This window comes from Streptomyces sp. BV286 (assembly GCF_019090165.1).
GTDB lineage: Bacteria > Actinomycetota > Actinomycetes > Streptomycetales > Streptomycetaceae > Streptomyces.
In genome coordinates this window covers 46,278-58,646 of the sequence record NZ_JAHRIB010000095.1, presented here as the reverse complement: position 1 = coordinate 58,646, position 12,369 = coordinate 46,278, and the positions used below count along the sequence as shown (strand labels likewise).

10 protein-coding genes are annotated in these 12,369 nt (G+C 70.0%); 6 read left to right on the top strand and 4 right to left on the bottom strand.

What is annotated here, in order from left to right:
- Window positions 1-23 precede the first annotated feature (23 nt).
- From KUF83_RS12945 to KUF83_RS12930, 4 genes are all read left to right on the top strand, one after another.
- Entirely contained in the window at window positions 24-779 is a 756-nt protein-coding gene (locus tag KUF83_RS12945) for a TIGR03089 family protein (RefSeq protein ID WP_217454798.1), read from the top strand.
- Window positions 780-977: 198 nt separating this feature from the next.
- A complete protein-coding gene (locus KUF83_RS12940; protein WP_374106053.1) occupies window positions 978-2,345 on the top strand; it encodes an LCP family protein in 1,368 nt (455 codons plus the stop codon).
- 258 nt (window positions 2,346-2,603) lie between these two features.
- Window positions 2,604-4,346 carry an LCP family protein gene (locus tag KUF83_RS12935; protein ID WP_217454797.1) on the top strand — a complete coding sequence of 581 codons (1,743 nt, stop codon included), beginning with the start codon at window positions 2,604-2,606 and terminating at the stop codon, window positions 4,344-4,346.
- 76 nt (window positions 4,347-4,422) lie between these two features.
- On the top strand, window positions 4,423-6,057 hold the full coding sequence (locus KUF83_RS12930) for an LCP family protein (protein ID WP_217454796.1): 1,635 nt from the start codon (window positions 4,423-4,425) through the stop codon (window positions 6,055-6,057).
- A gap of 158 nt (window positions 6,058-6,215) precedes the next feature.
- Here the strand turns inward: KUF83_RS12930 and KUF83_RS12925 are convergent, their stop codons facing one another.
- The 3 genes from KUF83_RS12925 to KUF83_RS12915 are packed head-to-tail and all read right to left on the bottom strand — an operon-like array spanning window position 6,216 to window position 9,543.
- On the bottom strand, window positions 6,216-7,484 hold the full coding sequence (locus tag KUF83_RS12925; protein WP_217454795.1) for an ABC transporter permease: 1,269 nt from the start codon (window positions 7,482-7,484) through the stop codon (window positions 6,216-6,218).
- Entirely contained in the window at window positions 7,484-8,179 is a 696-nt protein-coding gene (locus tag KUF83_RS12920) for an ABC transporter ATP-binding protein (RefSeq protein WP_217454794.1), read from the bottom strand. Before KUF83_RS12920 ends, KUF83_RS12925 begins: the two co-directional genes overlap by 1 nt.
- The gene (locus KUF83_RS12915) at window positions 8,176-9,543 is read right to left on the bottom strand and encodes a peptidoglycan-binding protein (protein WP_308402984.1); all 1,368 of its coding nucleotides are present in this window, start codon (window positions 9,541-9,543) and stop codon (window positions 8,176-8,178) included. The genes KUF83_RS12920 and KUF83_RS12915 overlap by 4 nt, the downstream gene beginning before the upstream one ends.
- Window positions 9,544-9,794: 251 nt before the next feature.
- On the opposite strand from KUF83_RS12915, the gene KUF83_RS12910 reads away from it, so the two are divergent.
- Both KUF83_RS12910 and KUF83_RS12905 read left to right on the top strand, forming a co-directional pair.
- On the top strand, window positions 9,795-10,196 hold the full coding sequence (locus KUF83_RS12910; RefSeq protein ID WP_217454793.1) for a hypothetical protein: 402 nt from the start codon (window positions 9,795-9,797) through the stop codon (window positions 10,194-10,196).
- A 15-nt stretch (window positions 10,197-10,211) separates the two neighbouring features.
- The gene (locus tag KUF83_RS12905; protein WP_217454792.1) at window positions 10,212-11,162 is read left to right on the top strand and encodes a hypothetical protein; all 951 of its coding nucleotides are present in this window, start codon (window positions 10,212-10,214) and stop codon (window positions 11,160-11,162) included.
- Window positions 11,163-11,258: 96 nt separating this feature from the next.
- Here KUF83_RS12905 and KUF83_RS12900 read toward each other — a convergent pair whose 3' ends face one another.
- Window positions 11,259-12,287 (bottom strand): glycosyltransferase family 2 protein, encoded by a 1,029-nt coding sequence (locus tag KUF83_RS12900; RefSeq protein ID WP_217454791.1) that lies wholly within the window; start codon window positions 12,285-12,287, stop codon window positions 11,259-11,261.
- Between the last annotated feature and the right edge of the window lie 82 nt (window positions 12,288-12,369).

Here is a 12,369-nt window from a genome sequence, read left to right as displayed (position 1 = left end):
GTGCCCGCGTACGCTTGCGTCCCGTGAACGCCACCGACCGCACCCCCGCCGACCTGCTGCGATCCGCGCTCGCCGCGGATCCCGCACGCCCCCTGGTGACCTTCTACGACGACGCCACGGGCGAACGTGTCGAACTGTCCGTGGCCACCTTCGCCAATTGGGTGGCCAAGACCGCGAATCTGCTCCAGGGCGAACTGGGCGCCGAGCCCGGTGAGCGCGTGGCGCTGCTGCTGCCCGCGCACTGGCAGACGGCGGTGTGGCTGCTCGCGTGTTCGTCCGCGGGCGTGGTGGCGGATGTCGGGGGTGACGCGGGCGTTGCCGATCACGTGGTCGCCGGACCGGGCCGGTTCGAGGCCGGGCTCGCCTGTTCCGGGGAGCGGGTGGCGTTGTCGCTCGCGCCGCTGGGACGCCGCTTCGCGCAGCCGCCGGCCGGGTACGCCGACTACGCCGTCGAGGTGCCCGGTCAGGGTGACGTCTTCCGGCCGTACGGCCCGGTGGACCCGGAGAGTGCCGCACTGGTCGTGGCCGGGGCGGAGCTGACGGGGGCGGAGGTCGTCGAGCGGGCGCGGGCCGACGCTCCCGGGCTCGACCTGACGGGGCCCGGGTCCCGGCTGTTGTCCGCGCTTTCGTACGACACGTGGGACGGGCTGAGCGCCGGTCTCTACGCGCCGCTGGCCACCGGCGGGTCCGTGGTGCTGTGCCGGAACCTCGACCAGCTCGGGGGCGACTCCCTGGCCAAGCGGATCGAGAGCGAGCGGGTCACCTCCACGGCTCGCTGAGCGGGTTCGCCGCGCGGGTTCGCCGCGCGGCGTGGGCGGTTTCCCTCGCCCGCGCGGCGGGCCGGGAGACGTCGGCCTCCGGCCCCGCCGCATCCCCGGTCCCGTCCCCCGTTCGGCCCCTCCCCCGAAGCCCCCCGTCCCCCGCCGGGTCATGGTCGTAGGGGCAGGTTCCGAACGGCAGGAGGGGTGGAGCGTGGCGTGAGCGGCAGCGGAGGCACGCACGGCGAGGGGGTGGTCGGGCCCGGCGCGGGCGCGTCCGCCACCGGAGCCGGTGCCGCCCGGCGCCGCCGGCGGTGGCTGCGGTACGCGGGCATCGGCACCGCCGTGGTCCTCGTGGCCGCGGCGGGAGCCGGGTGGGCGGTGTACGAGAAGCTGAACGGCAACATCACGTCGGACGACGACACCGCCGCCGAGCTCGCCCGGTACGAGAAGGAGCGGCCCACCTCGCTGGTGCGGGACGCCCAGAACATCCTGCTGATCGGCTCGGACTCGCGGTCGGGGGACGGGAACGGCAAGTACGGACGGGACTCCGGCACCGAGCGCTCCGACACCACGATCCTGCTGCACCTGGCGGCGAACCGGCGCAGCGCGACCGCCGTCTCGCTCCCCCGCGACCTGATGGTGGACGTACCGAGCTGCCGCCGGCCCGACGGCACCCGCACGGCGCCCCTGTTCGCGATGTTCAACTACGCCTTCCAGAGCGGCGGTTCGGCCTGCACGATCCGTACCGTCGAGAAACTGACCCGCGTTCGGGTCGACCACCACATGGTGGTCGACTTCCATGGGTTCAAGGACATGGTCGACGCGGTGGACGGCGTCGAGGTGTGCCTCAAGGAGCCGATCGACGATCCCGCGGCCAAGCTGCGGCTGCCCGCGGGCAAGGTGCGGCTCAACGGCGAACAGGCCCTCGGCTACGTACGCGCCCGCAAGACCATCGGTGACGGCAGCGACACCGACCGGATGGACCGCCAGCAGCGTTTCCTGGGCGCGCTGGTCAACAAGGTGCGCAGCAACGACGTACTGCTGAATCCGGTGAAGCTCTATCCCGTGCTGGACGCGGCGACGTCGTCGCTCACCACCGACCCCGCACTGGCGAGCCTGCGGGGCCTTTACGACCTGGTGCGCGGCATGCGCAACATCCCCACCGAACGGGTGCAATTCCTCACCGTGCCCAGGGAGTCGTACGCCTACAACGCCAATCGCGACCAGCTCGTGGAACCCGAGGCGGAGAAACTCTTCGAACGGCTGCGTACGGACGCGCCGTTGGAGGTCACCAAGGAACTTCCGGAAAATTCCGGCACACAGTGGAGCCGTACGGCACCGGATGAGACCGAGGGCACCGAGAACACCGAGGACACATCCGGTGATGCGCACGGCGATTCGTACGGCTACGGGCCTTTTCGGCAGGGTGACGAGGGCCAAGAAGGGCGCGACGGACGCCACTCGGGCCCGGCGGAACCACAGAACGGCACATCAGACGGAAAACGGGCCGCCGACCCTTCGCCCGCCACGAGTCCCGCGCCGACTTTCCGGGGGAACACGGCCGCCGAGGACGCGTGCGGTTGACGCCGGAACGGCCCGCTGAGTAAAGGGCACACCAAGAGAGAGAACGTACGTTCAAAGAATTGGGTGGATTGCCCGGTTGTAGGGACGTGGAATTTGTCACCGTCGTCGCTTGACGCCGAACAGGGCGGATAGTGTGAGCGATCCGGTGCACCCGGCCACGAGGTCTGTCCTGAGGTCGCGCACTGGTTGGACCGACTGACCGAGCGTCTTTTGAGGGGGAAAGACGCCGCGTGGCCCCGACGGAGGACTCAAGCAACCGTGGACGCGCAAGGCCGTGGGCGGGCGGACGATATCGACCCCGCAGACCAGTGGGTACTCAACCCGAGCACCGGCGACTACGAACTGCGACTGCAGGCTTCCGCAGCGCAGTCAGCGGTCCCCGGTCCCCGCGCTCGCAGAACGGCGGGCGGTGCCACGCCCCCGCGGGGGCGCTCCGCTCCCGGCCGGGAGCGGCAGCAAACGCCCGAGGAGGCGCCGGAACCGGGCGTGCCCGGACCGCGCAGACGACGCGCGCCGCAGGGCCCGCCGCCCGGCCGCCGCAAGGGCCGGCCCAAACAGTCCAGGGGCAAGAAGATCCTGGTCTGGACGGGCGGCACGATGGCCTTCCTGCTCGTCGGCGCCAGTACGGCCGGGTACCTCTACTGGAAGCACCTGAACGACAACATCACGTCCGTCTCCGACGACGGCGCGGGTACCGGCGGCTTCAGCAAGGACCGGGCGATCAACGTCCTGCTGGTGGGCACGGACAAGCGCACGGGTGCCGGGAACAGCGGCTACGGCGACTCGAACAGCCCGGGGCACGCCGACACCACGGTGTTGCTGCATGTCTCCAAGGACCGTACGAACGCCACCGCGATGAGCATTCCGCGTGACCTGATCACCGACATCCCGGACTGTCCGACGACCCAGGAGGACGGCTCCACCAAGGTCATCCCGGGCACGCTGAGCACGCGCTTCAACAACAGCCTGGGCCAGGAGGGCCGCACGCCGAGCTGCACCATGCGGACCGTCACCGCGATGACCGGCATCAAGCTGGACCACTTCATGATCGCCGACTTCAACGCGGTCAAGACGCTGACCTCGGCGGTCGACGGCGTCGAGGTCTGTCTGGCCAAGGACATCAACGACCCGGACTCCAAGCTCAAGTTGTCCAAGGGTGAGCACAAGATCCAGGGTGAGGAGGCGCTCGCCTTCGTCCGCACCCGTCACTCCGTGGGCTTCGGCGGCGACCTGAGCCGGATCGAGATCCAGCAGCAGTTCCTCAGCTCGCTGATGCGCAAGCTGAAGTCGAACGACACCCTCACCAGTCCGACGAAGCTCGTGAAGCTGGCCGAGGCGGGCACCAAGGCGCTGACCGTCGACTCGAAGATCGGCAGCATCACCAAGCTCCGCGATCTGGGCCTGGAACTGGGCAAGTTCGACATGAAGAACCTGTCCTTCACGACGGTGCCGGTGGTCGACAATCCGACCGAGGACATCAAGGCGACGGTCGTCTTCAAGGAGCCCAACGCCAAGGAGCTGTTCGCCCTGGTGAAGGACGACGTGTCACTCACCGCCGTCAAGCAGGAGAAGAAGAAGGAGAAGGCCGCCGTGGCCGCCCGGCTCAAGGGCAGCAAGGCCGACCCTTCGGAGGTACGCGTCAGGGTCCTCAACGGCGGTGCCCCCGGCGGGTCCGCGCAGGAGACCCTCAACTGGCTGCAGGTCGAAGAGGGTGTGACCAAGTCCGAGAACGCGGGCAACGCCGGAGTGACGCTGAAAAAGACTACTCTTGAGTACGCTCCTGACCAGGCCGATCAGGCACGCAGGCTCGCCGACCTCATGGGTCTGCCCGGGTCGGCGATGAAGCCGGGCAAGAGCGTGACCAACTCCCAGGGCCTGCCTGCGATTTCGCTGACCCTGGGAGAGGACTTCAAGGGGGCCGGGGTTTCACTGACCGCTCCGTCGGCCGGTTCGGCGGACGTCGAGAAATCGACGGCAGACAAGGTTGAGTGCGCCGGGTAACCCAAAGGGTCCGTCGTGCGTCTAACAGGCGTACGACGGATTCTTTGTGTCGGGCGCAGGGGTGGGAGGCAGGGAGATGGTGCAGAGCAGTGTGCGGGGAGAGGGGACCCGACCACATGACCGGTCGGCCACGGGGGAGGGCGGCTCGCACAGTGGTGGGGCACAGCAGGAGGGGGGTGACGCCGGCGGTGGCCGGCATGGCAGATCACCGCGACCCCGCAGCAAACACGGCATACTCCGGTGGTCCGCCGCGACCCTCGCGGTGCTCATACTCGGGACGGCCGGCGCCGGTTACCTCTACTACCAGCACCTGAACAGCAACATCCAGAAGGGCGAGCGCGCCAGCGGAGACTCCAAGGCGGAGAAGTCGAAGCCGAACGCGGCCGGCCAGACACCGCTGAACATCCTGCTGATCGGCTCCGACAGCCGTAACTCCACGGAGAACGTCAAGCTCGGCGGCAGCCGGGACCAGGTCGGCAGCAAACCGCTGGGCGACGTCCAGATGCTCATCCACCTGTCCGCGGACCGCAAGAGCGCCGCCGTCGTGAGCATTCCGCGCGACACCCGGGTCGACATCCCGAAGTGCACGGATCCCGAGACCGACGAGCAGTACCCCGCGACCAACAACATCATCAACGCGTCGTTGGGCCGCGGCGGAGCCGGCTGCACCCTGGCCACCTGGCAGAACCTCACCGGTGTCTACATCGACCACTGGATGACGATCGACTTCGCGGGTGTGGTGAAGATGGCGGACGCCATCGGCGGTGTCGAGGTCTGTGTGGAGCACAAGATGTGGGACCGCCCGCTGCCCGGCGTGCCCGGCGGCTCCAACCTGCGGCTGGATGCCGGCAAGCAGAAGATCACGGGCAAGAAGGCCCTGCAGTGGCTGCGCACCAGGCACGCCTTCTACAGCGACCTGGGCCGGGCCAAGGCCCAGCACATGTACATGAACTCGATGATCCGCACGCTGAAGGACCAGAACGTCTTCACCGACGGCGGGCGGTTGATGGGCCTGGCCGAGGCAGCCACGAAGTCCCTGAAGGTCTCCGAGGAACTCGGCTCGGTCAAGGACCTGTACGACCTGGGCATGCAGCTCAAGACGGTGCCGACCAAGCGGATCACCATGACGACCGTACCGACCGTCGTCGACCCGCAGGACCCCAACCACCTGGTCCCGGCGGGCGCCGACGCCGAGAAGGTGTGGACGATGGTCCGCGACGACATCGCGTTCGACAAGGGCGGGAAAACGGCGAAGAAGAAGGCCGCGGAAAAGGTCTCCAAGGACCCGGCGGCCGCGGACGACGAGATCGCTGTGGCGGTGCGGAACGGCACGCAGTCGGCCACGCTCGGCCCGGTCGGCGGCAGGGCGAGCACGATCGCCGGGCTGCTCACCCAGAAGGGCTTCACCAGGGCGACGGCCGACAGGTCGGCCGCGGTGGCCGAGGACAGGACGGTCGTCCGCTTCCCGAGCGCCGAGCTGGAGGGCGACGCCCAGGCGGTCGCCAAGTCCCTGGGCATCCCGCTGAGTTCGGTGAAGAAGTCGACCGACGTCTCCGGGGTCACCCTGGTCGTGGGCGGCGACTGGCGGAACGGCACGGCCTATCCGAAGCAGTCCGCGCCGAAGGCCGGGGAACTTCCCAAGGATGCCGACGTCGTGAGCGGTTCCGACAGCGGCGCGTGCATGCCGGTGTACAAGCCCTACCGCTTGTGACGGCCTGACGGCCGGCCTGCGCACCTGAACCCGGCCTTCACCCGGTACTGACGAAACGGGCCCCTCCCCCACCGGGGAGGGGCCCGCACAAGGTTCCACAGACTCTGCGAGGTCGGCGCCGGCCGGAGCCGGGCTGAAGAAGCGGGGAGCGCTGTGCCTCAGCGGCGCAACGCCTCCGCGGGCTGGATGCGGCTGGCGCGCCACGCGGGGTAGAGCCCCGCGAGAACCCCGGTGACCAGGCCGATTGCCGGGGCGGCGACGACGGTCGCCGGATGGATGACCGGTGTCCAGTCACGGACGACCGCCATACCGACCACGGTCACCGTGCCGAGGCTGGTGCCGACCAGCCCGCCGAGCGCCCCCAGGGCGCCCGACTCCGCCAGGAACTGCACGGTGACATGGCGGCCGCGAGCGCCGAGCGCCCTGCGCAGGCCGATCTCCCCGGTGCGTTCGAGGACGGCGACGAGTGTGGTGTTGGCGATGCCGACCGCCCCGATCACCAGGCAGATCCCGGCCATCAGCATGAAGAGCTGGTTCAGGTCGGAGGTGACGTCACCGCGCAGGGATCTCGGATCCGGCGGCGGTACGACCTTGAAGTGGTCGGGGTGCGCGGGGTCGAGGGCCAGCGCCGCCTCGGCGGCGATCTGCCGGGCGGCACCCAGCTCGGTGGAGATGAGCATCTTGGCCCGCTGTCCTGCCTCCGGGCCGCCCCATATCTTCTCGGCCGTGGTCCGCGGCACCACCACCGACAACAGCAGGTCCGCCTTGCGCCGCACGTCGTCGACGATGCCGATCACCGTGAAGGCGCGGTCCTCCACGAAGATGGCCGGGGCCGTCTCCAGCGTGGTGATGCCCAGGCGGGAGGCGAGTCCGGCGCCGATCACGGCGACGTTCTCACCCCGCCGGTCGTGGTACTCGTCGAAGATCCGCCCCTGCGCCAGGTGCGGGCCGGCCGCCGCGAGGACGCCGGGAGACGCGGCGACCACCTGCGTCTGCTCCCCTGTCCCCTCCGTACCGACGGGCGCGGCGCTCACGACGGTGCCGGGTCCGAGGCGCACGGGCCAGTACACACCGGCCTCCCGGACCCCGCCCAGCGCGCCGATACGCCGGTCCGCGTCGGCGGGGAAGGCGTTGGAGAGGAACTCGGGCTGTTCGCCGCCGGTGTCCTCGACGGTCACCTCGGTGGCGGTCAACTCGTTGAAGCGGGAGTCGATCTGTGAGGACGTGGTGGCCGTGAGGCCGAGGACCGCGACGAACGTGCCGACGCCCAGCACGGTACCCAGCGCGGTCAGGGCGGAGCGCGCCGGACGCTGGAGGATTCCGGCGACGGACTCAGACAGCAGGTCGCGCGGACTGAACCGCGACCGGTCGGCTGTCGTTCCCCCGGCCCTCCGTCGCCGCACCCACTTCACCTCGGGGATTCGCATCAGACGGACACCTGCTCGCTGAGCACGCCGTCCCGGATGGTGATCGTGCGGCGACCGCGGGCCGCGACGTCCGGCGCGTGGGTGATCACGAGGAGGGTGATGCCGTCCTGGTGCAGTTCGTCGAGGAGTCCGAGGACCGACTCGGCGGTGTGCGTGTCGAGGTTGCCGGTCGGTTCGTCGCACAGCAGCAGTGAGGGCCGGGCGACCAGCGCCCGGGCGATGGCGACGCGCTGGCGCTCACCTCCGGAGAGCCGGGTGGGCAGCGCGTCGGTCCGGTGTTCGAGGCCGACCCGCACGAGGGCCTCGCGGGCCCGTTCCCGGCGGCCCCGGCGCGCCCCGCCGTTGTAGACCATCGCCAGCTCGACGTTCTCCAGCGCGGAGCGGTGCGACAGCAGGTGGAAGCTCTGGAACACGAATCCGATGCGCCGGCCGCGCAGTCCCGTGCGATCGGCGTCGGCCAGCGGGCCGGTGTCGATGCCGTCGAGGAGGTACTGCCCCTCGGTGGGTGCGTCCAGCAGCCCGGCGATGTTGAGGAACGTCGACTTGCCGGAACCGGAGGGCCCGACGATCGTGACGTACTCCCCCTGCCGGATCACCAGGTCACAGGGTCTGAGGGCCGGTACGGGCGGCGGCCCGGGATACGTGAGACCTGTGCCGCGGAACTCGATGACCGGCGGCACCGCGGGTGTGGTCACTTGACGGCCTCGTCACCCTCCGCGGGCCTGACGCCCACGACGACCTTGTCGCCCTCGGCGAGCCTGGCCCCACCCACCGGGGTCACCTCGGTGTATCCGTCACCGGAGGTGCCGGGCCGCACCTCGACGCGGCGCCGCTCGCCGGAGCGCTCCAGCACGGTGACCCTGGTGCGCGAGTCGGCCCCGGCGGACAGCGCGGAGACCGGGACCACCAGGACCTTCCCGCCCGATGAGCCCGCCTCGACGGTGAGCCGGACGTCCTGACCCGCGAGGCGGCCGGGGAGCGCGCGGTCCGGCTTCACGGTGACCGCGTATCCCTGCCCGGCCGGCGCCGCCGCGGCCGCTCCCTCGCCTTCCGCCTCGGGAACCGTGGGGGTGTTCGCGACGGCGCTGACCGTACCGGTCAGCTCGTCGCCGTACACCTCGGACAGCACCTGGACCTTCTGGCCCGGGCGGATCAGGTCCTTCTCCTGGGCGCCGAGGAATCCCGTGACGACGAGCTTCCCCGCGGAGACGGTGGCGAGCTTCTCACCCGCGGCCGCTCCGACCTTCGCGGTCATGCCGTCGACGCGGGCGGGGAAGCCCGAGAGGAACACCACCTCGGAGGCGGGCACCATCGGCCCCGACACCGCCTCGGCGTCGGCCAGTTCGGACCTGGCCTCGGCCAGGTCCTCGCGGGCGTAACGGATCTCGTCGGCGTCGGCCTTGTCACGCACGAGACCGTCGAGCGCGCGCTGGGCGCCCTTCACGTCGTCGCGTGCGCCCTCCAGCGGGTCGCCGCCGTCCTTGCCGCCGCCCGTGGTCACCGGCTCGTAGCCGATGGACGCGTACAACGCGCCGACGGCTGTCTTGGTGCCCGCTCCGAAGGTGCCCGCGGCGTCGCCGCCCGTGGCATGACCGAGGTCGCGCAGCGCCTCCTGGAGCTGGCGTACGTCGTCTCCGTGGGAGCCGGGCTTGAGGTCCCGGTAGACGGGGAGCTTGCCGCGCAGGGCGAACACCGGGCGGCCCGACACCTCGACGAGGACCCGGCCGCTTCGGAAGGTCTGGCCCGAGCGCACCATGACCTTCGTGACCACGGGCTTGGCGGCGTCCTCCGCGGCTGTGCCGCCCGGGGCGATGTCCACCGTCTGCGATGCCCTGACCGAGCCCCGCGTGACGACCGTGTCGGCGAGCACGCGCCGTTCGACGGACGCGGTGAGCACGTCGGGGGCGGGCGGCTGCGCCTCGGCGGCGGCCTGGGCCGGTGACTTCACGTAGACCGAGGTCCAGAGAGCGGCACCGACGAGCACCACGGACCCCACGGCGAGCGCGGTCAGCGACCGCTTGCGCCGGGTCAGGCCGGAGCTCTCCCCCTGTTGCGACACCACACACTCCCCCAGTTGCGGATGACAGGTGGCGAGTGAGGCCGTCACATGTCATGGCCGCCCAAGAGATGACCATTTGGCTTCGATGACTGTCAAGTCACTTTCATTGCAGGCCATTTACTGAACGATCACTTACGGCCACAGTGATCATTTTCGGTCACATGGACCTGACAAACCTCCTACTTGAACAAAAGTCATGCCAAGATCCTTCGCCGTTGGGCACAGGAAGCCCACACCAACGGGAGGACACCATGAGAGTTCGCTCTTTCTTCGCAGCAGCGGCGCTCGCGCTCGGGACCATCGCGCTGACCACGGCGCCGGCCCAGGCCGCCTACGACGACGGCGTGTGCAACAGCGGTGAGCTGTGCATGTACTACCACTCGACCGAGTACGGAGCGTCGTCCTTCAGGGACTTCTACGACGAGGCCCCGAACCACCACCTCGAGGTGTTCCTCTCCAGCGGCGCCGGCAAGGGTCAGGTCGTCGGCAACAACGCGTCGTCCGCCAAGTGCTCCGGCACCCGCTACAACTACGCGATCTTCTTCAACTCGAACTTCAACGGGCAGCGCCACAACCACACCTGTGACGGTGTGCGCCGCAACACGCCGGGCTGGCTGCAGAACAACAACGCGTCCAGCTACGAGCCCTTCTAGGCAGCGGACGACCACATGTCACGCAGTACCACCGTACGACTGCTCGGGGCGGCGCTCGTCTGCGCCGCCCTCGGGCTGACCGGCTGCGCATCGGGCTCGGACAGCGGCGACGAACCGGGCAGCCGCTCCAAAGAGGCTCCTCCGGTCGACTTCAAGAACCCTCCGAAGGTCACGGCCACCCCGTCCATGTCCGGCGCGCGCAATCTGCAACTGCCGCTGGAGGCGTACGCCTGGACCGACGCCGAGGAGCGCACCAAGCGGCAGGGGGAGGATCTGCTCGCCGCCGAGTGCATGCGCGGCTTCGGTTTCGACCTGGAGCCGCGGCCCCTCTACCGGGGCGACAAGGCGCTGCGCGACGCCCACCGCTACGGCGTGACCGACCCGGCCACCGCCTCGCGCTACGGCTACCACCCGGACCCCACCGCTCGCGGCGCCAGACCTCCGAAGGAGAACTACTCGCCCGCCGAGTCCCTCGTGCTGTTCGGACCGCAGGACGGTCAGAAGGCGCAGGAGCAGAACGGCAAGGCGATCCCGAAGGGGGGCTGCTGGGGCAAGTCCCTGCGCGGCCTGGCCTCCGCGGGGCCCAAGGTCCATCCGGACAAGGAGGAGTTCGCGGACCAACTCGCCGGCTTCACCTATCAGGAGTCGCAGAAGGACTCCCGCGTGAAGAAGGTGTTCGCCGCCTGGTCGGCCTGCATGAAGGAAAGCGGCTACTCCTACGCGCACCCCATGGCCGCCGTGGAGGACAAGCGGTTCGCCAAGGCGCCGAACGCGACACCCGGGGAGCTCCGGGTGGCCGAGGCCGATGTCGCGTGCAAGCGCAAGCACAACGTGATCGGCACCTGGTACGCCGTCGAGGTCGCGTACCAGAACCGGGCCGTCGAGAAGAACCAGCAACAGCTGAACACGCTCAAGGACCGCAAGGCAGCGATCCTCAAGGCCGCCGCGGCGGCCGGCGCCCGCTGACACGACCGGTCGGCCGCACACCCCGGTGACACACAACGGCGCCCGGCGATCACCGCCGGGCGCCGTGACCGGTCTCCGCCCGATCCGCCGTCGCGGTCAGTTCCCGCTCAGTACCGCCGGTCGCCGCGACGCGATGACCTTCCGGGCCAGCGCCTTCGGGCTGGTCAGGAAACCCCAGCCCCACGACATGTGCATGGTCGCCAGGGCCACCGGGATCCGCAGCCGTGCCCTGAGGGGCAGGCCCTTGCCCGCGGGCAGTGAACCCACCGCGATGGCGGCGAGGTAGCCGCCGGGGACCAGGAAGCCCCAGGAGGTCACCGCCGCGCCCACCACGAGACCCGCGGCGATCAGGCAGACCGCCGTCGGCGGAGCCAGGTAGCGCAGGTTGATCGAACCCGAGTGGTAGCGGGCGACGACATGACGCCAACGGCCGTAGTCCTTGTACTGCTTGGCCAGAGCCTGCATCGAGGGGCGCGGACGGTACGAGACCCGCAGCTCGGGCGAGAACCAGATGAGGCCCCCCGCCTCCCTGATCCGGAAGTTCAGCTCCCAGTCCTGGGCGCGGACGAACTCCTCGTTGTAGCCGCCCTGTTGCTCCAGCGCCTCCCGGCGGAAGACGCCCAGGTAGACCGTCTCCGCGGGGCCCGCCACGCCGCCGGTGTGGAAGGCGGCGTTGCCCACACCGATCTTCGAGGTCATGGCGGCGGCGACCGCGTGCTCCCAGTCGTTCTCGCCCTCGGCGTGCATGATGCCGCCGACGTTCTGCGCGCCGGTCTCCTCCAGGAGACGCACGGCGGTCGCGATGTAGTTCGGCGAGAGCATGCCGTGCCCGTCGACGCGCACGACGATCGGGTGGCGCGAGGCCTTGATCGCGGCGTTCAGTGCGGCGGGGGTGCGGCCGGTCGGGTTCGGGACCGTGTGCACGCGGGGGTCCTCGCGCACGAGTTCGGCCGCGATCTCGTCGGTTCGGTCCGAGGAGGGACCGATGGCGATCACGACCTCCATCTCGCCCCCGTACTCCTGGGCGAGGATCGCTTGGACGGCTCCGCGCAGATGCCGTTCCTCGTTGAGGACGGGCATGATCACGGACACGGGGGGAAGCTGCGCGTCGGGCTTGGCGTTCATCGCGGATTACGTTACCGCGAATGGGGGACACGGACGCGCGCCGCCCGGTCGCTGCGCCGGGCAGCAGATCGTATGGGCCTAC

Coding starts and splice junctions, on each gene's coding strand:
- KUF83_RS12930 (WP_217454796.1), top strand. CDS start 4,423: ATGGTGCAGAGCAGTGTGCGGGGAGAGGGGACCCGACCACATGACCGG.
- KUF83_RS12925 (WP_217454795.1), bottom strand. CDS start 7,484: ATGCGAATCCCCGAGGTGAAGTGGGTGCGGCGACGGAGGGCCGGGGGA.
- KUF83_RS12910 (WP_217454793.1), top strand. CDS start 9,795: ATGAGAGTTCGCTCTTTCTTCGCAGCAGCGGCGCTCGCGCTCGGGACC.
- KUF83_RS12905 (WP_217454792.1), top strand. CDS start 10,212: ATGTCACGCAGTACCACCGTACGACTGCTCGGGGCGGCGCTCGTCTGC.
- KUF83_RS12900 (WP_217454791.1), bottom strand. CDS start 12,287: ATGAACGCCAAGCCCGACGCGCAGCTTCCCCCCGTGTCCGTGATCATG.